15 protein-coding genes are annotated in these 24,188 nt (G+C 69.2%); 13 read left to right on the top strand and 2 right to left on the bottom strand.

From position 1 onward, the window contains the following. Positions 1-459: a MarR family winged helix-turn-helix transcriptional regulator gene (locus D0D37_RS21235; protein WP_116202308.1), complete on the bottom strand. Its 459-nt coding sequence runs from the start codon at positions 457-459 to the stop codon at positions 1-3. Between the two features lie 60 nt (positions 460-519). Here D0D37_RS21235 and D0D37_RS21230 point away from each other — a divergent pair, with 60 nt between their 5' ends. The 5 genes from D0D37_RS21230 to D0D37_RS21210 all read left to right on the top strand — a co-directional run bounded on the left by D0D37_RS21230 (position 520) and on the right by D0D37_RS21210 (position 4,826). Continuing rightward, positions 520-864, top strand: a complete 345-nt coding sequence (locus tag D0D37_RS21230) for a hypothetical protein (RefSeq protein WP_116202307.1) — start codon at positions 520-522, stop codon at positions 862-864. A gap of 73 nt (positions 865-937) precedes the next feature. Next, a complete protein-coding gene (locus tag D0D37_RS21225) occupies positions 938-1,852 on the top strand; it encodes a 3-oxoacyl-[acyl-carrier-protein] synthase III C-terminal domain-containing protein (protein WP_244223601.1) in 915 nt (304 codons plus the stop codon). A 102-nt stretch (positions 1,853-1,954) separates the two neighbouring features. Beyond that, on the top strand, positions 1,955-3,241 hold the full coding sequence (locus tag D0D37_RS21220) for a type III PLP-dependent enzyme (RefSeq protein WP_116202305.1): 1,287 nt from the start codon (positions 1,955-1,957) through the stop codon (positions 3,239-3,241). Further along, positions 3,241-4,029 carry a beta-ketoacyl-[acyl-carrier-protein] synthase family protein gene (locus D0D37_RS21215; protein ID WP_116202304.1) on the top strand — a complete coding sequence of 263 codons (789 nt, stop codon included), beginning with the start codon at positions 3,241-3,243 and terminating at the stop codon, positions 4,027-4,029. Before D0D37_RS21220 ends, D0D37_RS21215 begins: the two co-directional genes overlap by 1 nt. Before the next feature lie 152 nt (positions 4,030-4,181). Then, positions 4,182-4,826, top strand: coding sequence for a LuxR C-terminal-related transcriptional regulator (locus D0D37_RS21210; protein WP_116202303.1), 645 nt, complete (start codon positions 4,182-4,184; stop codon positions 4,824-4,826). Positions 4,827-4,894: 68 nt separating this feature from the next. On the opposite strand, the gene D0D37_RS21205 is transcribed toward D0D37_RS21210, so the two are convergent. Further along, the gene (locus D0D37_RS21205) at positions 4,895-6,175 is read right to left on the bottom strand and encodes a sensor histidine kinase (RefSeq protein WP_116202302.1); all 1,281 of its coding nucleotides are present in this window, start codon (positions 6,173-6,175) and stop codon (positions 4,895-4,897) included. 138 nt (positions 6,176-6,313) lie between these two features. Here D0D37_RS21205 and D0D37_RS21200 point away from each other — a divergent pair, with 138 nt between their 5' ends. From D0D37_RS21200 to D0D37_RS21165, 8 genes are all read left to right on the top strand, one after another. Next, positions 6,314-7,111 (top strand): ABC transporter ATP-binding protein, encoded by a 798-nt coding sequence (locus D0D37_RS21200; RefSeq protein ID WP_116202301.1) that lies wholly within the window; start codon positions 6,314-6,316, stop codon positions 7,109-7,111. Beyond that, positions 7,111-9,684, top strand: coding sequence for an ABC transporter permease (locus D0D37_RS21195; RefSeq protein ID WP_116202300.1), 2,574 nt, complete (start codon positions 7,111-7,113; stop codon positions 9,682-9,684). Before D0D37_RS21200 ends, D0D37_RS21195 begins: the two co-directional genes overlap by 1 nt. Positions 9,685-9,775: 91 nt before the next feature. Then, positions 9,776-11,452, top strand: a complete 1,677-nt coding sequence (locus D0D37_RS21190; protein WP_116202299.1) for a phytoene desaturase family protein — start codon at positions 9,776-9,778, stop codon at positions 11,450-11,452. A gap of 24 nt (positions 11,453-11,476) precedes the next feature. Beyond that, the gene (locus D0D37_RS21185) at positions 11,477-11,755 is read left to right on the top strand and encodes an acyl carrier protein (protein WP_116202298.1); all 279 of its coding nucleotides are present in this window, start codon (positions 11,477-11,479) and stop codon (positions 11,753-11,755) included. Continuing rightward, positions 11,748-12,314, top strand: coding sequence for a DUF2786 domain-containing protein (locus D0D37_RS21180; protein ID WP_116202297.1), 567 nt, complete (start codon positions 11,748-11,750; stop codon positions 12,312-12,314). The genes D0D37_RS21185 and D0D37_RS21180 overlap by 8 nt, the downstream gene beginning before the upstream one ends. Beyond that, positions 12,311-13,531: an acyl-CoA dehydrogenase family protein gene (locus tag D0D37_RS21175; protein WP_116202296.1), complete on the top strand. Its 1,221-nt coding sequence runs from the start codon at positions 12,311-12,313 to the stop codon at positions 13,529-13,531. The genes D0D37_RS21180 and D0D37_RS21175 overlap by 4 nt, the downstream gene beginning before the upstream one ends. Further along, a complete protein-coding gene (gene sbnA / locus D0D37_RS21170) occupies positions 13,522-14,502 on the top strand; it encodes a 2,3-diaminopropionate biosynthesis protein SbnA (RefSeq protein ID WP_116202295.1) in 981 nt (326 codons plus the stop codon). The genes D0D37_RS21175 and sbnA overlap by 10 nt, the downstream gene beginning before the upstream one ends. Then, the gene (locus D0D37_RS21165) at positions 14,499-24,185 is read left to right on the top strand and encodes a non-ribosomal peptide synthetase (RefSeq protein ID WP_116202294.1); all 9,687 of its coding nucleotides are present in this window, start codon (positions 14,499-14,501) and stop codon (positions 24,183-24,185) included. Before sbnA ends, D0D37_RS21165 begins: the two co-directional genes overlap by 4 nt. The last annotated feature ends 3 nt before the right edge of the window (positions 24,186-24,188 follow it).

Raw genomic sequence — 24,188 nt, 5'->3', positions numbered from 1 at the left:
TCACCGCGGTCCGGGACGCTGCCGGTCCGCCAGGAGTCCGCCCATCAGCCGCGCGAGCGCCTCGTTCAGCTGGCTGCCGAGCCGGCGGCCGAGCCGGGCGTCCAGTTCGGCGTCGACCGCCGCCGCGCGAGAACCCATCTCGGCCAGCAGGGACTTCCCTTCCTCGGTGACGGTGAGGATGTGCTTGCGCCGGTTGGCCGGGTCCCGCCGCCGCTCGATGAGGTCGCGCTGCTCCAGCTGGTCCGCCAGCCGGACGACCAGGCTGGGACTCACCCGCATGAGTCTCGCGATGTCGTCCTGGGTCGTGGCGAAACCCTGCTCGACCATGGCGAGCGTGCCGAGGTGCTTGGGGGTCAGGCCGGTTTCGCGCAGGTGCTCGGCGAAATCGTTCGCCAGGTCGGTGCCGAGCACCATGAGCCGGAAGGCCGCGGTCTCGGGCAAGGAGCTGCTGGTCGCCACGCGGGTACTCTATCATCCGTGCACAGTGCAATCTGTGAATAGTTTATAAGTGAGGTAATAATGATCGTCTTAGTGGTGGCCAACGCTGTGCTCGCGATGGTCAGCGTCGCTTTCGCGATAGTGGCGGCAGTGCGACCGGCGGCGTTGAGCCACAGCGAAGCGCCGACGAGCGGTGAGAGGTTCTACGGCTGGATGTATGCGGTGAGAGCCGTGCCGCTGGGTTGTGCGGCCGCGGTGGTGCCGTTGATCTGGTCTGGACCAGTTAGCGCGGTGGTCTTGATCGCGGCCGCGGTCGCGCAGGCGGGCGACGTCGGCATCGGCGTGTTCCGCGGGGAACGCGGGATGATCGCGGGTAGCTCGGTAGTGGGTGCGGTGCACGTGCTCACCGCCGTCGCGCTGTGGTGAGCGAAGCCGGTTGAAAGCCGCGCGTCAGCGTCGCGTCAGTGCCGATTGCGACGCTGTCGGGGTGACGTGCCTGATGTCTGTGTCCAGTTACCTGCCCGCCGCGGTGCCGATCGCGTCGCTGCAGGACGAACTCGACCTCACCGACGCCCAGTTGCGCAGGCTGCATCGCATCTACGGGTTGTCCGAGGTCTGCCGATCGCCCGAGTCCGAGACCGAGATGCTGCTCGGCGCGGTCGCGAAGCTCGACGGGTTCGCCGGGGTCGAGGAGCGCGTCCGGTACGTGCTGCGGCCGAAGACGGTGCCCGCGGCGTCGCCGTTTCCGTTCGATCCGCTGGCCGAAGTACAGCAGCGGCTGGGACTCCAGAACGCGCTGGCTTTCACGGTTACCGATCACGCGTGCGCGTCCGGGCTGCTCGCGCTAGACCTCGCCGGTGCGCTGCTCGAACAGGACGGCGACCCGGACGCGCTGGCGTTGATTCTCGCTGGGGAGAAGGCTTTTACTCCGGCCGCGCAGATCATCCCGGACGTCGCGGTGATGGGCGAGGGGACCGCCGCGGTGCTGGTCGCCCCTGGCGGGCAACGGGATCGGCTGCTCGGCTACGCGACGACGACGCTCGGCGGCCCGGGCGGCGAGGTCATCACGAACGAAGAGCAGAACAAGGTCTTCCGGCAGATTTATCCGGACGCGCTGGGCGACGTGACCCGCGCCGCGCTCGAAGCCGCCGGGTGCACGGCAAGCGATCTCGCGCTCGTGCTTCCGCACAACGTCAACAAAGTTTCGTGGATCCGCGCGGCGGAGGCGATGGACGTGCCGCGGAAAAAGATCTTCCTCGGCAACGTCCCGCGCACCGGCCATTGCTTCTGCGCGGACCCGTTTCTCAACTACCACACCGCGACCCGGCTCGGGCTGCTGAACCCGGGCGAGCGCTACCTGATGGTTTCGGTCGGCCTCGGCTCGACGTTTTCCGCGATGGTCTTCGAACACTAGGAGCAGGCGCTGCTGTGTGCCGTGAGGGGAACCCTGAGGGACTCAGAGTCCGTGAAGGTTCCCCTCACGGCACGCCCGCCACGACAAGAGGAGCAGAACCTGATGAGTACGGAACTCGAGATCGAGGGCGTCGGGATCACCGAGCTGGCGGACCGTTACGGAACCCCGCTGTTCGTCTACGACGGCGGCGAGCTGGCCGGGCGGATGTCCCGGCTGCGGCGGGAACTGCACGACAGCATGGAGGTCTTCTTCTCGCTGAAGTCGAATCCGAACGTGTCGATTCTCGCTGTGCTGCACGACAACGGGGCCCGCGCCGAGGTGTCGAGCCTCGCCGAACTGCGCACCGCGAGGCGCGCCGGGGTCGAGCCGCGCGACATCATTTTCCTTGGCCCGGGCAAGAGCCAGGCCGAACTGGAAGCCTGTCTGGACGAGGACATCGCGGCGATCGTCTGCGAATCCTTCGGAGAACTGGCGTTGATCGACCGGCTCGCCGGAGCGCGCGGAGTGCGAGCGCGGGTGGCGTTGCGGGTCAATCCCAGCTTCGCGGTCAAGGGTTCCGGGCTGACGATGGGCGGAAAGCCGCGCCAGTTCGGTATTGACGAGGAACAGCTGTTCGCCGCCGACGATCTGGTTTCCCGGCACGCGAACGTGAAGATCATGGGCGTCCAGGTGTACATGGGCACGCGCATCCTCAGCGAGGAATCGGTGGTGGAGAACACCACCCGCATCTTCGCGCTGGCCGAGCAGCTGTCCGCGCGGCTGGGCTTCGGCCTCGACCTGGTCGACGTCGGCGGCGGCCTGGGCGTGGCGTACTTCGAGGGGGAACGCGACCTCGACCTCGAGCTGCTGACCTCGCGGCTCAACCCGGTGATCGACGAGTTCGCCACGCGGCATCCTGGCACCCGGCTGGTGATGGAGCTGGGCCGCTACCTCACCGCGATGAGCGGCACCTACGTCGTACGCGTCCGTTATGTCAAAACCTCGCTGGGGCAGAACTTCGCGGTCGCCGACGGCGGCACGAACCACCACATGGCCGCGGTCGGGATCGGCTCGTACGTCAAACGCGACTTCCCGATGCGGCTGCTCAACCGGATCGACGAACCGGCCACCGAAACCTGGCAGATCACCGGTCCGCTGTGCACCCCGAACGACGTGCTGGGCAAGAAGATCCCGCTGCCGCCGGTCCAGCCGGGCGACCTGATCGGAGTGGAACGCTCCGGTGCCTACGGTCCGAGCGCGTCGCCGGTGCTGTTCCTCAGCCACGGTTACCCCGCCGAAGTGCTAGTCCATGATGGACAGTCCTATGTAATCAGTGAGCGAGACCAGACCGACGACCTGTTGCGCCGTCAGCACCTGCACCGGCTGCCGGTTCCCGCGGTGGAGGGCTGATGTTCAGTGCTGGTGCTCCCGAGGCGGCCACGCGCACCTCGCCGTTCGCGGTGCTGCCGATGGGATTGAAAACCGTGCTGCATCGGCGATTCGAGTCCGGAAAAGACCGGCTCGACGGCCCGATCATGACGCGCTACTTCACCGACCTGGCCGCCGGACACGACGTCGGCTACGAGCCGGAGCTGGTCGCCAACGCGCAAGGCAACACGTTCATCTCCCTGGCCCGGGAATTGCTTCACGACCAGGTGAGCGAGCCGATCGACCTGGTCGTCGTAGCGCACGACGGCCCCGATTTCGACCCGCGCCTGTCGGCTCCGGTCAACCTGACCGCAGTGCTGCCGGGCGGCCCGATGACGTACTCGGTTTCCGGGCAAGGACCGCTCGCCGGGTTCCTCGCCCTGCGAGTCGCGGCTGGATACGTGCGCCGCAAGCCGATGCACCGCGTGCTGATCCTCATCATGGAACAGCGCGGTATGCCGTACGCGGGAGAACGCCCGCCGACGGACGCGGCGGTCGCGCTGCTCTTCGAGGCTGGCGCTGGCAACACCCGAGTCGCGGTCCTGCCCGGAATCGACCCGGCCGACGCTCGGGCCGAGGCCGACCGGCTCGCGCCAGCTGAACGCTACGGACCAGGCCTGACCAGCGGACCGATCGCCGAAGGACGCTCCGCCACCGCCCTGTGGGCCGAACCGCCCGCGGTGCTCGCCGATTACGACCCGATTCGCGGAACTCTGGGAATCTGCGCCTTCGCCCGGGAAATCGAGCCGTCCGCGTCCCCGCTCGCCTGACCGCCGCTTCCGCGGTCCGTGAGGGGACCCCTGAGGGAATCAGATTCCGTCAGGGTTCCCCTCACGGACGCAGGCCGAACCGACACGGAACTCTCGCCCGCGCCCCTATAATCAGGGGCGCAACTGCCGCGGCGACGAAAAGGTGAAGCTCTGTGCGCGTGGTCATCGGCGAAGACCAGTTTCTGCTCCGCGACGGGCTGGTCCGGTTGCTCGAAGCGCACGGGATGACGATCGTCGCGGCGCTCGACAACGGGCCGGATCTGCTGAACGCGCTGGTCACCGAGAAGCCGGACATCGGCGTGGTGGACATCCGGCTTCCGCCGTCGTTCACCGACGAGGGCCTGCGCGCGGCGATCGAGGCGCGCCGCCGGGTGCCAGGGCTGCCGGTGCTGGTGTTGTCGCAGTACGTCGAACGCTTGTACGTCAACGAATTGCTGGCCGACGGCGCGGGCGCGGTCGGCTACCAGCTCAAGGACCGGGTGCTCGACGGCGACCACTTCGTCGACGTGCTGCGCGGGGTCGCCGCGGGCAACACCATGATGGACCCCGAGGTGGTGTCGCGGCTGTTCACGCACAACACGCGCGACGTCGCGCTGGAGAGCCTCACTCCGCGGGAGAACGAGGTGCTCCGGCTGATCGCCGAGGGGCGGTCCAACAGCAACATCGCCGCCGAGCTGTACGTCACCGAAAAGGCGGTGTCCAAGCACATCAACAACATCCTGGCGAAACTGCGGCTGCCGGTGTCCGAGGACAGCAACCGCCGGGTGCAGGCGGTGCTGGCCTACCTGCGCCAGTGAGGCTTCAAGTCCGTGAGGGGAACCCTGAGGGACTCAGAGTCCCTCAGGGTTCCCCTCACGGAACGCCTTCAGCCGACCGGCGTACAGGGGATTTCGATGACCACCGAGGTCGGCCCGCCGAGCGGGCTGAGCACGGTGAGGAACCCGTCCAGCGGGGCGAGCCGGCGTTCCAGCTCCCGCAGCCCGGTGCCCTTGGCCGGGTCGGCGCCGCCCTTGCCGTAGTCGGTGACCGTGATGGACAGCCGCCCGCCGGAATGGTGCGCGTCGATTTTCCCGGAATCCGCGCCGGAATGCTTCATCGCGTTGTTGAGCACCTCGGAAACGGTGAAATACGCGGCCGTCTCGACGGCGGGCGCGAACCGGCCAGGAAGGTCGACGGTCGCTTCCATCTCCAGCGTCGCTTCCATGCCGAGTTCGCGGACCGCGTCGGCGAGACCGCGGTCGACCAGCACCGGCGGCTGGATCCCGCGGACCAGGTCGCGCAGTTCCTGCAGGGCTTTCACCGAACTCGCCTTGGCCTCTTCCAACAGGCTCTTCGCGGCTTCGGGCTGCCGTTCGGCGAGTTTCGCCGCCGCGTCGAGCGTCATTCCCATCGCGACCAGCCGGGCTTGCGCGCCGTCGTGCAGGTTGCGCTCGATCCGGCGCAGTTCCAGCGCCTGATGGCCGACGGCGTCGTCACGCGTGGTGGTGAGGTGCTGGACGCGCTGGGCGAGGACGGTGCTTTCGGACGGGGAAAGGAATTTGGCCGCCAGCGCCGCGTGCAGCTTCAGCAGGTGCGGCGCGGCCCAGAGGGCGAGCGGAAAATGCAGCAGGCCGAGTACCACGGCGATCCAGGCGACCGCCGGGTTGTCCACCGGCAGCGCGACGTACCAGTCGCCGAGCCACAGATCGTCCAGAATCGGATAGAGCAGCGGCATCAACAACCCGCGCACGCCGTCGATGACGATGGCCACCGGCAGCAGCGTCAGCACGCAGCCGATGGTGCAGTCCACCAGCAGCCAGGCAGTGTCCCGCCAAGTGGCACGGTCGGCCAGCAATCGCGCGAAAACCTGAAAAAACCGCGTGCCCTCGGGCAGCGGGAGATACGGCTGCGCCACCTGCCGTCCGGTCCAGGTGCTGTGCAGTTTCCGCTGCAGATTGGCCACCGCGCGGACGGCGTAGACCACCGGAGGGATCAGGAACACCCCGACGCCCACGCCCAGCAGCGAAGCAGCGCAGGCCAGGAGCGCGAAAAGCACCGCCTCGACCGGTGCGAGCAGGCCCAGCGCGGTGCTGTGCAGCACGGCGAGGCCGCCGCTGGCGAACCAGGGCTTGGGCGCCGCCGGCTCGCGGGCGTCGGTAGTGGGCATATCCCGATTATGTGCTGTTCCGGGCAATCCTTGCAGGGGTGCTAGGACCCGTCCGGATCGAAGAGCTAGCACCATCGGAATCCGGCGTGAGCGCTCGTAGGTTTCTTCTACAGCCCGACGCGCCTGGGAGAGTGACCGATGTACCAGTCCGGACAGTCAAGCACGGATGCGGTGACGCTCCGGTCCGTCACCAAGTTCTACGGAGGGAACCGGGCCCGCGTCGTCGCACTCGACGGGATTTCCGTTTCGTTCGCGCGCGGCAGTTTCACCGCGGTGATGGGACCGTCCGGTTCGGGCAAGAGCACGCTGCTGCACTGCGCGGCGGGGCTCGACCAGCCGGATTCGGGCACGGTCGTGCTCGCCGACCAGGACCTCGGCCGGCTCGACGAGGCGCAGCTGACCCGGATGCGCCGCGACCACATCGGATTCATCTTCCAGCAGTTCAACCTGCTGCCGTCGCTGGACGTGGTCGACAACGTCACGCTGCCGCTGCGGCTGGCGGGCAAACGGGCCGATCCGGCGCTGGTGAACCGGATCATCGACCAGGTCGGGCTCGGCGGACGGCGCGGGCACCGGCCCGGTGAATTGTCCGGCGGCCAACAACAGCGCGTGGCGATCGCCCGCGCGCTGGTCAGCCGCCCGCACGTGACCTTCGCCGACGAGCCGACCGGCGCGCTCGACACGACGTCGGCGAGCGAGATCCTGGACCTGCTGCGCACCGCGGTGCGGGCCGAGCGGCAGACCATCGTGATGGTGACGCACGATCCGGTCGCCGCCTCCTACGCCGACCGGGTGCTGTTCCTCGCCGACGGCCAGTTCGCCGGCGAGTTGCACGAACCGACCGTGGACGAGGTCGCGCGCGGGCTGACCGCGTTGAGTTCGCGTGCGTCGCGGCTTGGCCGCGACGGCCGGAACACCGTCGGGACGGTGCGCTGATGCTGCGCCTTGCCCTGAGCACGCTCCGGTTCCGCAAGGCCGGATTCACCGCGACGTTCGTCGCGCTGCTCGTCGGCACCGCGATCGTGATGGCGTGCGGCGGGCTGATGCAGACCGGGATCTCGCCCCGGGTGCCGCCGCAGCGGCTCGCCGAGGCCCCGGTAGTCGTCGCGGGCGACCAGCACTACGACCTTCCGCCGACGAACCCGGGCACCGAGGACGAGGACCACGAGTCCGCGACGCTGCCCGAACGGGTGCGCCTGGACGCATCGCTCGGGGCCAAGATCGCGGCCGTTCCGGGCGTCGCGAAGGTCATTCCCGACGTGTCGATCCCGGCGACGCTGCCCGGCGATCCCGACGCGAAATTGGTCCGCGGCGCCGCGTTGGGCCACGACTGGGCGACCGCCGAGCTGGCCCCGTATTCGCTGACAGACGGGCGGGCTCCGCAGCGCAGCGGCGAAGTCGTGCTGGACCAGGCGACGGCTGCCGCCACCGGCGCGGCAGCGGGCGGTTCGGTGCAGATCGCCGTGCGTGGCGGCGTCCGGTCTTTCCAGGTCGTCGGAATCGCCGTCGCGAGCGGGAAAATCGCTTCCGACGCGGTGTTCTTCTCCCACGAAGACGCTCTCGCGCTGACGCCCGCGACCGGGCAGGTCGACGCGTTCGGCGTGCTTCCCACGGCAGGCACGGATCCGGCCGCGCTGAGCACGCAGATCGCGAACGTAGTGCGAGACCAGCACGCGGTCGCGCTGACCGGCGTCGCGCGGGGGACGGCCGAGTTCGCGCAGGCGAGCGACGGCGGGGAAATCCTGGTGATCCTGGCCGCGGTGTTCGGCGGGCTGGCCGTGCAGGTGGCCCTGTTCGTGGTCGCCAGCACGCTGGGGCTGTCGGTGCAGCAGCGCCGTCGCGAGGTTGCGTTGCTGCGTGCGGTCGGAGCGACGCCGAAGCAGGTCAGCCGCATGATCACCGCGGAGTCGATGGTGATCGGCGTGCTCGCGACTGTGCTGGCGGCTTTCCCCGGCGAATTGCTCGGGAACTGGCTGTTCGACCGGCTGTCCGGCTTCGGCGTCTTCGAGCCGGTGCTGGCGTATCACCAGGACTGGATTCCGACCGCGGCGGGCATTCTTGTTGGCTTGCTGTCAGCGTGGGGTGCCGGATTTGTCGCGGCGCGGTACGCCGGGCGGACGCGTCCGGTGGAGGCGATGCAGGAACTGGTCTCTCCGAAGCGCTGGCTGACGTCGTTCCGGCTCTGGTGGGGCATCGGCAGCCTGATCGGCGGCGTGGCGCTCGCTTACCTGACGATCACGGTGATGGACGGACCGCTCGCGGCCAGCACGGCCGGTCCGGCGGTCACCCTTGTCGCGGCGGCGGTCGCGCTCTTCGCACCGGGGATCACCCGGTTGATGGTCGCGGTGCTGCGGGTTCCGGTGCGCGCGGTGAGCGGATTGTCCGGCTATCTCGCGATGGCCAACGCCCGGGTGCGCTGGCTGCCGATGTCCGGTGCGGTCGTGCCGGTCATGCTCGCCACGACGCTGGCCGTGTTCATGCTCTATTTCCAGACCACACAGGTGGAATCGGCGAAGCAGAAGTACGCGTCGAACCTTTCGGCGGACGCGGTGGTCACCTCGTCGACCGGCGACGTCAGCACCGGGTTGCTCGACAAGGTCCGGACGCTGCCCGGGGTCGGCACCGCTTCGGCATACGTGACCAGCAAGGGCTACAACGAGAAGCCGTCGGACCCGGGCCAGGACGAGGACGGGCTCGCGTTGACCGGGGTCACCGGCGACGCGGTCGCGAAGACCCGGGCCGCGGAACTCGCTTCCGGATCGTTGAACGACTTGCGGGGCAACACCATCGCGCTTCCGGCCGACAACGCGGACCGGCTGCACGCCAAGGTCGGCGACGAGATCGGGTTGCGACTCGGTGACGGCACCCAGGTGCGCTTGCGCGTGGTCGCGACACTGCGGTCCGCACCGGCTTTCGCCACCGCGCTGATGCCCGCGGGCACACTGGCTCCGCACACCACGGACGGGATCGCGTCGCAGGTGCTCGTCACCGCGGCGGCGGGCACGAGCGTCTCGCAGCTGATGGGCACGCTCGACGGGCTGGCTCAGGACTCGCCCGGCGTGCAGGTCGCGAACCGGGACACGCTCACCGCCAAGTTCGTGCAGGAACAGGAAGCCAACGCCTGGGTCAACTACCTCGTGGTCGGCATGATCCTGCTCTATGCCGCGATCTCGGTGGTCAACACGCTCGTGCTCTCGACCGCGCACCGGCGGCGAGAGTTCGGCCTGCAGCGCCTCGCCGGGTCGAGCCGGGGCCAGGTGCTCGGCGTGATGGCTGTGGAGGGGATGGTCGTCGCGATCATCGGCGTGGTCCTCGGCACCGCCGTCTCGCTCGCGATGCTGGTCCCGTTCAGCCAGGCGGTGTCCGACAGCTGGCTGCCGTATGGTCCATTGTGGATTTATGCGGTGGTGGTCCTGCTGGCGGTCGTGGTAAGCATGGTCGCCACGCTCTTCCCGACCTGGCTCGCGGTGCGCGGCAAGACCTCGATCGCCATGCTCTCTCCTGAATAGGTGACCCCTGGGCGACCGCCTGCTGCTGACTGCCCCCAGCTGTCAGCGCGCGGTCAGCCCGGGGTCACCGCCCCGCCGTAGCGTCACCGGCATGAGTCCGAACGAGGCGGGAAGCTCTTCCTGGGACGCGATCGTGATCGGGTCCGGGATCGGCGGCCTCGTCTGCGCCGGGTACCTCGCCGCCTTCGGCCGCCGGGTGCTGGTGCTGGAGCAGCACGACGTGGCGGGCGGCAACTGCCACATGTTCCGGCGGAGGCGCTCCTACGAGTTCGACATCGGCGTGCACTACCTCGGCGACTGCGGCCCCGGCGGGCTGCTCCCGCGGCTGCTGGCCGGGCTCGGCATCGGTGACCGGGTGCGGTTCCGCCGGCTCGACCCGGACGGCTTCGACCGGATCGTGCTGCCGGGCGTGCGCTTCGACGTTCCGGAAAGCTGGTCCCGGTACGGAGATCGGCTGCTCGAAACCTTTCCGGCCGAGGCCGCGGGGCTCCGGGAGTACCTCGCGATCTGCGGGGAGATCGCCGCCGCGGCCCGGTACTCGGCGAGTGCCCGGCCGGTGCTGGGAAATTCGGCCGCGGTGGTGCGCTGGAGCCGACGCAGCCTGAGCCGCCTGTTTGACCATTGTGGACTGTCGGCGGCCTTGCGTACGGTGTTGGCCGCGCAGTCCGGCAATTACGCGTCCTCGCCAGCGAACACCGTTGTCGCGGCGCACATCCGCATGCTCGACGACTACCTGACCGGCGGCGCGTACTACCCCGAGGGCGGCGGCCAAATGCTGGCCGCCGCGCTGGTGGAGCAGCTCGAAACGCACGGCGGTCAGCTGCGCACCAAAGCGCGCGCCGCCCGGATCATCATTGAGCACGGACGCGCGGCCGGTGTCGAGCTGGCCGACGGTGACGTGCTGCGCGCGCCGCTGGTGGTGTCCAATGCGGACTATCGACGCACGGTGTTGGAACTGTGCGGCGGACGGGAAAACTTGCCGGAAGGCATCGTCCGCCGCACCGAAGACGCGGTCATGCGGCTGCCGCTGGTCACCAGTTATGCGGTGGTGGACACGGAGTTGGTCGAAGCGTCCGAGGCCAACATCTGGTACTGGCCGAGCGGCGACGTCGAAAGTGCTTACGCCCGAACGGAAGCGGGCCAGTTCGACGAGCTGCCGTTCGTGTTCATCTCCTCCGCCTCGCACAAGGATCCCGGCAACCCCGCCGTCTGCCCGCCCGGATACACGAACCTCCAGATCATGACCGCGTGCCCGCCCGGCTACGAACAGTGGGGCGTAACCGACGGACCAGCGTCCGGACTCCGGTATCGGCGTGTGGCCGAATACCGCGCGGCCAAAGAGAAACTCGCCGCCTGTCTGCTCGACCGCGCCGAAGAAGTGCTCGGCCCGTTCCGGGACCGCATCGTCTACCTCGAATCGGCCACTCCGCTCACGCAGGAGCGCTACACCCTGGCCACCGGCGGTGCCGCGTACGGACTGCAGTCCTGGGGCCCGCACGGACGGCGGCCGGACGTGCGGACCGACGTCGAAGGACTGTTCGTCGCCGGACAGGACATCCACGGCGGGGGAGTCGTCGGCGCCGCGGTCGGCGGTGCGCAGTGCGCCGAGGCGATCCTCGACCGGCCGGTGCTGGCCGAAGCGTACGACGGCGCGGTCTTCGCCGACCGCGCCCTGCTGCCCGAACGCGGCCACGACTGGGATCCGCTGCGGATTTCCCGCGGCCAAGCCCGCCGCGACGCCCGCGGATTCGCTCCGACGGCGCGCTGAACCCTGTGTAAAAGAAGGAGAGTCATGACTGAGACCACGCAGACCGCGCAGACCCTGACCGAGGACCGGGTCGTCGAAGGCATCACCGGCGCGCTGGGCACGGTGCTCGAACGGGACGTCGCCGACCTGTCCGCGGACACCCGGCTGTCCGACGCCGGCCTCGACTCGACCGGCGTGCTGGAACTGCTGATGCAGCTCGAGGACACGTTCGGCATCGAGTTCGACACCGAGAACCTGGAGATGCAGCACTTCGAATCGGTGCGTTCGCTCGCCGCGTTCGTCATCGCGGAAATCTGTGCCTGACAAGGTGCCGTCGCAGGAGTACCGGCGCGTCGCCCGGGAGCAGGGCGTCGCGCCCGCACTCAAGCTGCTGCCGACGAGGCACCGGAACAGCGCGATCGCCGCTGTCCCGGCGGGAGAACTGCCTGCCGGGACGGAGGTCTTGCGGGAGGCTGATCTCCCGGGCGGCGCGGTCGTGTTCGCCCGGGACCTGCCGGACGCGCCTGCGGGGCCGAGCCTGGTGTGGGTGCGGCTGGGGCTTTCGCAGGGGCTGCTTGACGAGTGCCTGCGGTACCTGGGCGAGCGGCGTTCAGGGGAGGAATCCTTGCTGCGCAAGCAGATGATCCAAGGCTGCCTCGCGACCGCGTTGAACGGACAGCTGGCCGTCGAGGCGGATTTGCTGGCGGACGGGAGCATGGCTCCCGCGCGAGTGCGATATCTGCATCAATGTCTGTCCGATGTGGACCGGAAGCTGCTCGGTTTGCTGGGGGCGAAGGGTTTCCTGGCTGGCGGTCCGGGCGAGGTCGCCGACGTGTCGGAGCTGCTCGCGAGTGTCCACGAAATGGCCGAGGGGACGACGTGACCGGCACCGTGCTGACCGAACCGTTGCTGGCGCTACGGGATCTCGCCGCGGAATGGGCGACTGATCTCCGCGCCGCCGGAGCCGTGCTCGACCGCGATCCCGACGCCATCGCCCAGTTCGCAGATCTGCCAGCCGTGCGCTGCATGGCGCAGCTGCTGGTCCCGGGGGAGTACGGCGCGGAGGGCATCAAGGTCGCCGGGCACCGGTTCCACGGGATGACCGCGCTGGAACGGACGGTGCTGCTGGAGGAGTTCGCCCGGGGCGACGCGGGCGCGATGCTCGCCGCACCGGGCGCGTCGATGTCCGGCGTCCTGATCGATGTGCTCGGCGACGACGAACAGAAGGCCTGGTTCTACGGCAGGCTGGTCGACCGTCCAACGTGGACGTTCTTCGCGCTCACCGAACCCGACGCGGGCTCCGACGCGAACGCACTGACCACCAGCCTGACCCCCGGCCCAGACGGAGACTTCCTCCTCAACGGCCGGAAACGCTACGTCGGCAACGCTTCCCGCGCAGGCATGGGCGTGGTCTTCGCCCGCACCGCGCCGGGCCCGCTCGGCGTGCGCGCGGTCCTCCTGGACACCGCTTCCCCCGGCTTCCGCGCCGAACCGCTGGGTATGCTCGGGTTGCGCGGCGCGCGGTTCTGCGCCCTGGAGTTCGACGGCGTACGGATCCCCGCGAACCGGGTGCTGGGTCGCCATCTTTCCCCGACCCGGCGCGGAATGTGGGCCGCCACGCTGACGTTCAACCGGCTTCGTCCCGGGGTCGCGGCCATCGCCGTCGGCATCGCGCGGGCCGCGCACGAGTACGTCCGCGCGGAGGGCGGCCTGCTCACCGGCGGCGCGGCGGCCGAATGGGACCAGCTGGGATACCGGATCGAGAGCGTCCGGAACCTGGTGCACCTCGCGGCGATGGAGGTCGACGCGGGCGGCAGCCGAGGCGGGCACCTCGCCTCGTCCGCCAAAGCCGAGGCGAGCCGGCTCGCCGAGGACGCGACCAGAGCGGCCTGCCGGTTCTTCGGACCGAGCGCGCGCTGGGCGCATCCCTTGCTGGACAAGCTGGTTCGCGACGCGCGCGGCGTCGAATTCATGGAAGGCGCCGCGAACATCCAGAAACTCATCGTCTTCACCGGGCTGCTCGCCGGCAAAGTCGGCCAGGGCGAGTCGTTCCCGGCGCTGAACCGCCCCTTGGGCACCGGAGGTTTGCCGTGCGGGTGATATCCGCCCCTCAGGAGTTCACCGTCCCGGATCTTTACGTCGACCTGCGCCGGTTCGTCGGCCGCGACCTGTTCGTCAAATGCGAGGGATTCAACTTCGCCGGGTCGATCAAGCTCAAGGCCGCGCTGGAGATCGTCGAGCGCGCCGAGCGGGACGGCCAGCTGCTCCCCGGCCGTACGATCGTCGAAAGCTCGTCCGGGAACATCGGCGTCGCGCTCGCGATGGTCGCGGCGAGCCGGGGATACCGGTTCATCTGCGTCACCGACGACCACTGCACGCTGTCCGCGCGGCAGCTGATGCAGAACTACGGCGCCGAGGTCCACGTGCTGACCGAACCGCATCCGGTGGATGGCCTGGTCGGCGCCCGGCAGCGGATGGTGGAGAGCCTCTGCGCGGAGCACGAGGACTACGTCTGGCTCGACCAGCACACCAACCCGGGCAACTGGACCGCGCACTACCGGAGCACCGGTCCGGAGATCCTGCGCATGTTCCCCGGCCTCGACGTGCTGTTCGTCGGCACCGGAACGGCCGGGACGCTGATGGGCTGTGCCCGGTACCTGCGCGAGGCACGCCGGTCGATCCGCGTGGTCGCGGTGGACAGCGTCGGCTCGGTGAGCTTCGGCGGCCCGCCCGGGCCGAGGCAGATTCCCGGGCTCGGCTCGGCGATCCGCCCCGCGTTGCTCGACGAGTCCTTAGTGGACGATGTGGTGCACGTCGAGGAAACCGAAACCGTCGAGATGTGCCGGACGCTGGTGCGGCACGGCTTCCTGTTCGGCGGCTCGACCGGCACCGTCGTCGCCGGCGCGCTGTCCTGGCTCGCCCGCGAGGACCGGGATCTGACCGCCGTGGCCATCTCCCCGGATCTGGGCGACCACTACCTGGACACGGTCTACCGGGACCACTGGGCCGCCGACGCGCTCGGCCGGGCGCCCGAACAGACCACCGACCGACTTTCCGAGGTGCCGCGATGACTGCTGTCGAGACCAGCCTGCCCCTGTCCACGGCCCAGACTGACGTCTGGTTCGACGAGCAGCTGTCCGGAGGCGGGCTGGCCTACGCGATGGCCGACTACCTGGACATCTCCGGCGACCTCGACGTGGCGGCGTTCCTCGAGGCGTTCCGCCTGCTCACCGACGAGGCCGAATGCTTCCGCGCGCGGTTTTTCGAGGTCGACGGCGAACCGCGCCAAGTGGTCGAGCCGCTGACCGAACTGCCGGTCAGCTTTCTCGACCTGTCCGGCGAACCGAACCCCGAGGCGGCCGCGCTGGCGTGGATGCACGAGGACCTGGCCCGGCCGTTCTCCGTCACCGACTTCCCGCTGTTCCGCGCTGCCCTGCTCACGCTCGGCCCGCGTCGGCGGTTCTGGTATCTCACCACCCACCACCTGGTGGGCGACGGGTTCAGCGCCGCGATCTGCCACCGCCGGATGGGCGAGCTGTACACGGCCGTGCTGACCGGCGCGGAGCCCGAGGGCCGTGCGCTGCCGCCGTTCCGGGACCTGCTGGAGTCGGAGCTTGCTTACCAGAGGTCGACGCATCTCGGACGGGACCGCGAGTTCTGGAGCAGCCACTTCCGCACGGTCCCGGACCTGATCAGTCTGTCCGGCAAGGAACCCGCACCGGCTCGCGGATTCCTTCGCCGCACGCTCGCCCTGCCCGCCGACGCGGCCGCCGCGGCGCGGAAGGCGGTGGCGCAGGCCGGGGTGACCCTGCCGACCTTCCTACTCGCCGCGATGGCCGCCTACACCGAACGCCTTTCCGGCATCCAGGACCTGATGCTGACCGTCCCGGTGGCCGCCCGCGCGGGTGTCCGGACGCGGACGATCCCGGGGATGATGGCGAACTACCTGCCGCTGAAGATGCAGGTCACGCCCGCGATGACCCCGCAGCTGCTGCTGAAGCAGGCTTCGCGGGAACTCGCCCGCACACTCAAGCACCAGCGGTACCACGTCAACCAGATCCGCCGCGACATCGGCGTGCGCAGCGACGAACGGCGGCCCTTCGGCGGTCCGTTCGTCAACGTGCTGCCCGCGGATCCCGGGCTGCGGCTGGGCGACTGCGTGATCCGCGTGCGGAACCTGTCCACCGGGATCACCAACGACCTGTCCATCACTGTCCTCGATGAGCCCGGCGGCGGGATCGAACTGCACCTCAACGGGAACCCCGACCTCTACGACGAGTCCGGAGTGGACAGTCACCTGCATCGGTTCGCCGGGTTCCTCGACCGCTTCGCGTGCGCCGATCCGGAAGCTCCGCTCGCGCACGTGGATGTCGCCGACGAGCGAGAGCGGGCGGAACTGCTCGCCGCCGGGCTGGGCGCTGTTGGCTCAGTGGGTGCGGGCGTGGTGGAGCGGGTCCGCGCGCAGGCTCCGGACGCGGTGGCGGTGGTCGACGCTGCCGGGTCGGTGAGTTATGCGGACCTGGTCGGGCAGGCCTCGGCGTTGTCCCGGCGGCTGCCTGCGGGACGCGTGGTCGGCGTGCTCGCTGGCCCGGGAAGCGGCTTCATTTCAGCGGTTCTCGGCGTGCTGGGCGCTGGTGGTGCTTACGTGCCGCTGGATCCGACGCTGCCGTTGGCGCGGTTGCGCGATTTGGTGGCGGACAGTGGTGCGGCTTGCGTGGTCGCGGCACCGGAGTTCCAGGAGATCGCCGCGGAGTTGCCGGTCGACGTCGTGGAGTTGGACGGCACGGTCGACACCGAGCTGGCCCCGGTCGTCGGCGCGGACGATGACGTGGCCTACGTGATCTTCACGTCGGGTTCGACCGGCCGTCCCAAAGGCGCGATGGTCTCGCGGCTCGGGATGATGAACCACCTGCTGGCGAAGGTCGAGGACCTCGGGCTCAGTGCGTCCGACGCGGTGGTGCAGAACGCGCCGCTGACGTTCGACGTGTCGGTCTGGCAGATGCTCGCGCCGCTGGTGGTCGGCGGCCAGGTTCGCGTGGTGGACCGGCGGATCGCGGCGGATCCGGAGACGTTGTTCGGCTTGGGCATGTCGGTGCTGGAAGTGGTGCCGTCGTTGCTGCGGGCCGCGTTGGACTTCTGGGACGCCGGTGGTCCGCCGGAGCTGGCCGGATTGCGCTGGCTCGTGGTGACCGGCGAGGCATTGCCCCCGGATCTGTGCGTGCGCTGGTTCGGGTACTTCCCGGAGATCCCGCTCGTGAACGCCTACGGTCCGACCGAGTGCTCGGATGACGTGACACACGCGATCCTGTCCAATGTGGACGATGTGCGCGGGCTGCGGACGCCCATCGGTCTGCCGGTGCGGAACACCCGGCTGTACGTGCTGAGCGACGAGCTACGTCCGGTCCCGGCGGGAGCGGCTGGCGAGCTGTACATCGGTGGTTTGGTCGTCGGACGCGGTTACGTGGGCGATCCGGCCAAGACCGGCTCGGTGTTCGTAGCGGACCCGTTCGGCGAGCCGGGCACCCGGATGTACCGGACCGGCGACCGGGTGGTGCGCCGAGACGATGGTTCGTTGGAGTTCATCGAGCGCCGCGACTTCCAGGTCAAGATCCGCGGCCACCGCATCGAACTCGGCGAAATCGAAGCCACCTTGCGCGAGCTGCCCGAGATCGCGGACGCGGTCGTGGTGGTGCGCACCGACGACGCCGGGACCAAACGGCTGGCCGCGTATCTGGTCGGAACGGAGCCGGTCGACATCCCGTCCGTGCGCAGCGAACTGCAGCAGCGGCTGCCGGACTACCTGGTGCCGCCCGCGATGGTCGTGCTCGACGCGATGCCGTTGACCGTGCACGGCAAGGTCGACCGGGATGCGTTGCCGGAGCCCGATTTCGCCGCCGAGACAGTCGGCCGGGCCCCGCGCAATGCCGTCGAGGCCATCCTGTGCGATGTCTTGGCCGAAGTGCTGACGGTACCGAAGGTCTACATCGACGACAACTTCTTCGCGCTCGGCGGCGACAGCGTCAGCTCGATCCAGGTGGTTAGCCGCGCGCGGAAGGCCGGACTGATCATCACGCCGCGCGACTTGCTGGAAGCGCGCACTCCGGCGGCGATCGCGGAAAACGCCGTCCCGATCGGGGACGACGTCGCCCTTGAACCCGCCGCCACCCTGGTCGAACTCGAACCGGGAGAACTCGACGAGCTGCGGGTCGGGCCGGTCGAGGAAGTGCTTCCGCTCGCGCCGTTGCAGCAGGGCATGCTTTTCCACGCCGAACTGGACGCCGAGGGGGTGGATTTCTATGCCGTGCAAGCGATCGCGGACCTCGAAGGACCACTCGACACCGCCGCCGTCCGGGATGCCTGCGCCACGCTGCTGACCCGGCACACCGCCTTGCGCGGGTACTTCCGCCGACGCCGCAACGGAGAACCCGTGCAGCTGGTCGCCGAATCGGTCGAGCTGCCGTGGACCGAAATCGACCTGACCGTGCTGCCGGAGGAGGACCGCGAGGCGGAACTGCAACGGCTGGTCGACCAGGACCGGTTGCGCCGCTTCGACCTCGCCCGCCCGCCGCTGGTCCGCTTCACCGTGATCCGGGTCGCCGCAGAGCGCTACCGGTTCCTGTGGAGCGCACACCACATCGCGACCGACGGCTGGTCGGTACCCATCCTCATCGACGAGCTGGCGCAGCTCTACGCACGCGGCGCGACGGCCGAACTGCCCGCCGTGCCGCAGATGCGCGACTACCTCGCTTGGCTGTCCCGCCAAGACCAGGAAGCCGGACGGAAAGCCTGGCAGGACTTGCTCGACGGCCTGCCCGGCCCGACCCGCGTAGCCCCAGACCTGCCCGCCGCCGCGAACCTGCCCGCGACTGTCGAGTTAGAACTGTCCGAAAGCGACACTGCGAACCTCTATGCCTGGGCACGGGAAAACGAGCTGACGGTCAGCACGATCGTGCAAGCCTGCTGGGCGATTCTGGTCGGCAGGCTGGCTGGACAGCAGGACGTGGTGTTCGGCGCAGTGGCGTCCGGACGTCCGGCGGAACTGCCGGGCGTCGAAACGATGGTCGGCATGTTCGTGAACACCGTGCCAGTCCGAGCCCGGCTCGACCCGGCCCGCCCGGTCCGCGAACTGCTCGCCGAACTGGGACGTCAACAAGCCGCAATGGTGTCCTACCAGCACATCGGACAGGCGCAGCTGAGCGGAGCGATCCCGGACAGCGGTGAACTCTTCGACACCGCAGTGGTGTTCGAGAACGTCCCCGCCGGCGACGGCGGCCCGCTGGTGAAACTCGGCGAGGACGTCCGCGTGGTCGACGCGGTGACGCTCGACTCCCGGCACTACCCGCTCAGCCTCGTGGTGGAACCGCGCGGCTCCCTCGTCTTCCGCTTCGACTACCTCCGCGAGGCCTTCGGCGACGACCGCGTCCACGGGCTGGCGCAGCAGTTCCGAGCGCTGCTCGACACGGTGCTCGGCGACCCGGGCCGCCTGCTGGGCCGGATCGACGTGGTGTCCGAACCATCGCAGACCTTCCTGCTGGGCGCGACTGGCCCGGTCGGCGAGGGCGTGGTCGAGCGAGTGCGGGCGCAGGCTCCGGACGCGATCGCGGTGGTCGACGACGCCGGATCCGTGACCTACGCAGAACTGATGGGACTGGCTTCGGCGCTGTCCCGTCGGGTGCCAGCGGATCGGGTAGCGGCCGTGCTCGCCGGTCCCGGCATCGGCTTCATTTCGGCGGTTCTCGGTGTAGTCGGCGCAGGCGGTGCTTACGTGCCGCTGGACCCGACGGTCCCGCTCGCTCGCCTGCAAGGCCTGGTGGCGGACAGCGGCGCGGCGTGCGTGATCGTGGCCCCGGAGTTCCGGGAGATCGCGGCCAACCTCCCGGTAGAGGTCATCGAGCTGGACGGAGCAGTCGACACCGAACTGGCACCGGTGGTCGGCGCCGACGACGATGTCGCGTACCTGATCTTCACTTCCGGCTCCACGGGCCGCCCCAAGGGAGCGATGGTCTCTCGCCGCGGGATGGTCAACCACCTGCTGGCCAAGGTGGAAGACCTGGCGCTGAAACCGTCGGATGTGCTGGTGCAGAACGCTCCGCTGACGTTCGACGTGTCGGTGTGGCAGATGCTGGCCCCGCTGATGGTCGGCGCTCAAGTCCGGGCGGTGAGCCGGGAGACGGCGGCTGATCCGGACGCGCTGTTCGGCTTGGGCATGTCCGTGCTGGAAGTCGTGCCCTCGTTGTTGCGGGCGGCGCTGGACTTTTGGGACGCCGGAAGCCCGCCGAACCTGGACGGGTTGCGCTGGCTAGTGGTCACCGGCGAGGCACTGCCGCCGGACCTGTGCGTCAGGTGGTTCGAATACTTCCCGAACATCCCGATGGTGAACGCCTACGGCCCGACCGAGTGCTCGGACGACGTGACCCACGCCGTTCTGTCCAGTGTGGACGATGCACAAGGTCTGCGAGTGCCGATCGGCCTCCCGGTGCGGAACACGCGGCTGTACGTGCTGGGCGACGAGCTGCGGCCGGTTCCCCCGGGCGCGGCAGGCGAACTGTACGTCGGCGGACTGGTCGTCGGACGCGGTTACGTCGACGATCCGGTCAAGACGGGTTCGGTCTTCGTGGCGGACCCGTACGGCGAACCGGGTACCCGGATGTACCGGACCGGCGACCGCGTGGTGTGCCGGGCTGACGGCGCACTGGAGTTCGTGGAGCGCCGGGACTTCCAGGTCAAGATCCGCGGCCACCGCATCGAACTCGGCGAGATCGAAGCCGGTCTCCTCGCCCAGGAATCGGTCACCGACGCGGTAGTCGTCGTTCAGGGCTCCGACGCGGCCAACCGGCACCTGGTCGGCTACGTCGCGGGAACCGCCCGGCCCGAGGACCTGCAAGCTCAGCTGGCCGAACTGCTGCCCGCGTACATGGTGCCCAGCGCGATCGTCGTACTGGACCGGCTCCCGCTGACCGCACACGGCAAAGTCGACCGCAAAGCTCTGCCCGCCCCGGAAAACCTGACCGGACAAGAGAAGCGCGGCCCACGGACCCCGGTCGAGGAACAACTGACCCGGCTCTACGCCGAGGTGCTGGGCCTGCCCGAAGCCGGAATCGACGACGACTTCTTCGAACTCGGCGGCCATTCCCTCCTGGCCACTGCGCTGGTCAGCCGGATCCGCTCGGAACTGGACGTCGAACTGCCGCTGCGGGACCTGTTCGAAGCCCGCACTGTCGCCGCACTGGCCGGACGGCTCGCGTCGGCAGGACAGGCTCGCGCGGCGTTCCGCAAACTGGACCGTCCCGAGCCGCTGCCGCTGTCGTACGCCCAGCAGCGGATGTGGTTCCTCAACCGGCTCGAAGGCGAGCACGGCGGGTACACCATCCCCCTCGCCGTCCGCCTGTCCGGAGAGCTGAACTACGCAGCACTCGCCGCAGCCGTCGACGATCTGACCGCACGCCACGAGATCCTGCGCACCGTCTTCCCCGACACCGACGGCGTGCCGTTCCAGCGCGTCCTCGACGCAGGGGAGTCCCTGCGGGCCGCACCGATGCCCACAGACCTCACCGCGGCGCTGGAAGAAGAAGTCGCCCGCGGCTTCGACCTGGCCGCTGACCTCCCGTTGCGCAGCAAACTGTTCGGTCCCTCTGAGAACGGCGACCACGTCCTCCTGCTGGTACTGCACCACATCGCCGGAGACGCCTGGTCCGTCGACGTGCTCGCCCGTGACCTCGCCACCGCGTACGAGGCACGGCTGTCCGGAAAGAGTCCAGAGTGGACAGACCTGCCCGCCCAGTACGCGGACTACTCAGTCTGGCAACACTCCCTGCTGGACGACACCAAGGACGGCGAATCCGCCCGCCTGCTGAAGCACTGGCGGGAAGCACTCGCCGGAATTCCGGGCGAACTGGCGCTGCCGGTCGACCTGCCGCGCCGCGCCTCTGCTGGCTACCGCGGCGGAACCATCGAGTTCGAGGTGCCGTCCGCCGTACATCGCGGTCTCGCGCGGCTCGCGCACGAACAAGGCGCGAGCCTGTTCATGGTCGTCCAAGCCGCGCTGGCCACGCTGCTCACCCGTCTCGGCGCGGGAACCGACATCCCGCTCGGCAGCCTGGTCGCCGGACGTCCGGACGAAGCCGTGCACGACCTCGTCGGCTTCTTCGTCAACACGCTCGTCCTACGCACCGACACCAGCGGCGATCCGCACTTCGCCGACTTGGTCGCGCGGGTCCGCGACGCCGACCTAACCGCCTACGCCCACCAGGACCTGCCCTTCGAACGGCTGCTGGAGGCGACGCAACCGACTCGGTCGATGTCGCGGCAGCCGTTGTTCGGGGTGCTGCTGTCCTTCTACGACGTCCCGCCCTCCGAAGTCAGTCTCGGCAGCCTGACCGCGCGACCCGAACTGCTGGCCCCGACGCACAAGAAGTTCAAGTTCGACTTGACCTTCCAGCTGGGCCAGCACAAGGGGGAGCGCGGTCTGGAAGGCACCCTCGAGTACAACGCCGACGCGTTCACCGCGGAAACCGCGCAGCTGCTCGTTGACCGCCTGGCACTTCTCCTGACGGCCGCCGCCGAAGATCCCGGGCAGCCGCTGAGCCGGATCGACCTGCGCACGGCCGCCGAGCGAGCCATTCCGTCCTCGCAGCCTGTCGCGGTTCCGGATCCGAAGCTGCTGGTACCCGGCGACATCGGTCTGCGCGAGCAAGCTAACCGCCTGGCCCGAGCCTTGCAAGCGCAGGGCACGGGACCGGGGGAGACGGTAACTATCGACCTCCCGCCAGGCCGAGACCGTTGGGCAGCGATCTTCGCCGTCCTCGCCACCGGTGCAGCCTGGACGTCGCAGGGCAGTTCGTCGTTCCCGCAGACGGACGTGTCCGGATTCGCCGACACCGACCTGAAGGTGCCTTCGTCGGCAGGAGATCTCGCGTATCGCGGAGACGCGGTGTTCACCCGAGGCGCGCTGGCCGCGACAATCGCCGCCCTACTGGCCGAACTGCCACTCACAGCCAGCGACCGAGTCCTCGCACCCGACACCGAATTCGCGCTGCCGGTCGTGCTCGCCGCCTTGCATGTCGGCGCGCTGGTCACCGTCGCTCCCGCCGCGGAAATCGCGGAACTCGCGTCATCGGTGGACCCGAGCGTCGTGGTCCTGACCCCGAGCATCGCGAAAATGCTGGCATTGCGACCGGGCACCCGGGTGCTGAACTTCGGCGAAGAATTCCTCGACGGAGCACTCAACTGCGAGGGCACCGCGGCGTCCGGCTGGCTCTCGCTGGTCAACGGACGCTCGTTCGCGCACAGCCACGCCAACGTCCTCGACCAGAGTCTGCAGCCAGTGCCTCGCGGCGGCCGAGGAGAGCTGTACTTGGCTGGCGCACCCACCGGCCTCCCCGCCCGCACCCGGTTGGACGGAACCGTGGAGGTGATCCGCGAGGCCCAGGTACGCGGCTTCGCGATCCCGATCGGGCAAATCGAAGCGGCCCTGCACCGCCAGCCCTCGGTCGCCGCAGCCGTCGTCATCGCCGAGGACGACTTGATCGCTTACGTGGTCCCGCAATGGGAACGCGGCGTCGACCCGCTAGCCCTGCGGGAAGCGTTGGCCGCCGAACTCCCGGACTACCTGATCCCGTCCGCCTTCACGGAACTGGACACCATCCCCGTCGCTCCGGACGGCTCGCTGGATCGCGCCGCCCTGCCCGCTCCCACTGTGCAATCCGGCCAGGACACGAGCGAAACCGTCGAACTGCTGCAAGCGGCGTTCGCGGAAACCCTTGGCATCGCTGACGTCGACGTCCAGAGGGGCTTCTTCGAACTGGGCGGCAACAGCCTGCAGTCCGTCCGACTGGTCGCACTGGCCCGACGAGCCGGATTGCGGCTGACCGTGGCCGACGTCCTGACCCACGGCAGCGTCGAACGTCTGGCCGCACTGGCCGAACGAGCCGAACCCGATCTGGCGGACCTGCCGGACCCGTTCGCGCCCGTTCTGCAGATCCGTCCGACCGGGTCGAAACCGCCGCTGTTCTGCCTGCACGCCGGACTCGGCCTGAGCCTGCCCTACCTGGGCTTGGCGGCCCACCTGCCGGACCGTCCGATCTACGGCCTGCAGTCGCCGGGAATCAGTGGCACAGAACAGTTCCCGGACTCCGTCGAACAGGTCGCCGAGGACTACCTGGAGCACATCCGCCGGATCCAGCCACACGGCCCGTACCACCTGCTCGGCTGGTCCTACGGCGGTCTGCTGGCCTTCGAACTGGCGGTCCGCCTGGAGTCCGAAGGCGAAACGGTCGGCTCACTGTCCATCTTGGACAGCTACCCGCAGGACGGTTCCGAAACCGCACCGTCCCGCCACGAGCTGCTCGTCGATTTCCTGGAGCACGTGGGCTTCCACGACACCGACGCCGATACCGAGCTGACCCCTGCCGACGTCATCGCCGTGCTGCGTCATGGAGACAGCAGACTGGCCGACATCGGCGAGGAACGCATGACCCGCGTCCTCGCCGTGATGGACAACAACGCGTCCCTGGCCCACCGCTACCGCCCCGCGAGATTCACCGGCGCAGTCGAGTTGTTCGTCGCCGCCGAGGGATTGAGCGACGCGGAGGTGGCCGAACGAGCGGGCCGCTGGGTGCCGCACGTGGCCGGACCGGTGCGCACCCACCGGATCGACTGCGGCCACGAATACCTGATGGACCCGCGACCACAGGCGGAGATCGGTGCCGCAGTGGCCGAAACGCTGGCGAGCACCGGAAACGAGGAGTCGCAGTGACCA

The organism is Amycolatopsis circi (genome assembly GCF_003385235.1).
Lineage (GTDB): Bacteria > Actinomycetota > Actinomycetes > Mycobacteriales > Pseudonocardiaceae > Amycolatopsis > Amycolatopsis circi.
This window is presented reverse-complemented; position numbering and strand designations above follow the sequence as displayed.

What these genes read in the sequence shown, in the direction of transcription:
- D0D37_RS21200 (WP_116202301.1), top strand. Translation starts at nt 6,314, where the DNA reads ATGTACCAGTCCGGACAGTCAAGCACGGATGCGGTGACGCTCCGGTCC.
- D0D37_RS21225 (WP_244223601.1), top strand. Translation starts at nt 938, where the DNA reads ATGTCTGTGTCCAGTTACCTGCCCGCCGCGGTGCCGATCGCGTCGCTG.
- D0D37_RS21230 (WP_116202307.1), top strand. Translation starts at nt 520, where the DNA reads ATGATCGTCTTAGTGGTGGCCAACGCTGTGCTCGCGATGGTCAGCGTC.
- D0D37_RS21220 (WP_116202305.1), top strand. Translation starts at nt 1,955, where the DNA reads ATGAGTACGGAACTCGAGATCGAGGGCGTCGGGATCACCGAGCTGGCG.
- D0D37_RS21190 (WP_116202299.1), top strand. Translation starts at nt 9,776, where the DNA reads ATGAGTCCGAACGAGGCGGGAAGCTCTTCCTGGGACGCGATCGTGATC.
- D0D37_RS21165 (WP_116202294.1), top strand. Translation starts at nt 14,499, where the DNA reads ATGACTGCTGTCGAGACCAGCCTGCCCCTGTCCACGGCCCAGACTGAC.
- D0D37_RS21185 (WP_116202298.1), top strand. Translation starts at nt 11,477, where the DNA reads ATGACTGAGACCACGCAGACCGCGCAGACCCTGACCGAGGACCGGGTC.
- D0D37_RS21205 (WP_116202302.1), bottom strand. Translation starts at nt 6,175, where the DNA reads ATGCCCACTACCGACGCCCGCGAGCCGGCGGCGCCCAAGCCCTGGTTC.
- D0D37_RS21215 (WP_116202304.1), top strand. Translation starts at nt 3,241, where the DNA reads ATGTTCAGTGCTGGTGCTCCCGAGGCGGCCACGCGCACCTCGCCGTTC.
- D0D37_RS21195 (WP_116202300.1), top strand. Translation starts at nt 7,111, where the DNA reads ATGCTGCGCCTTGCCCTGAGCACGCTCCGGTTCCGCAAGGCCGGATTC.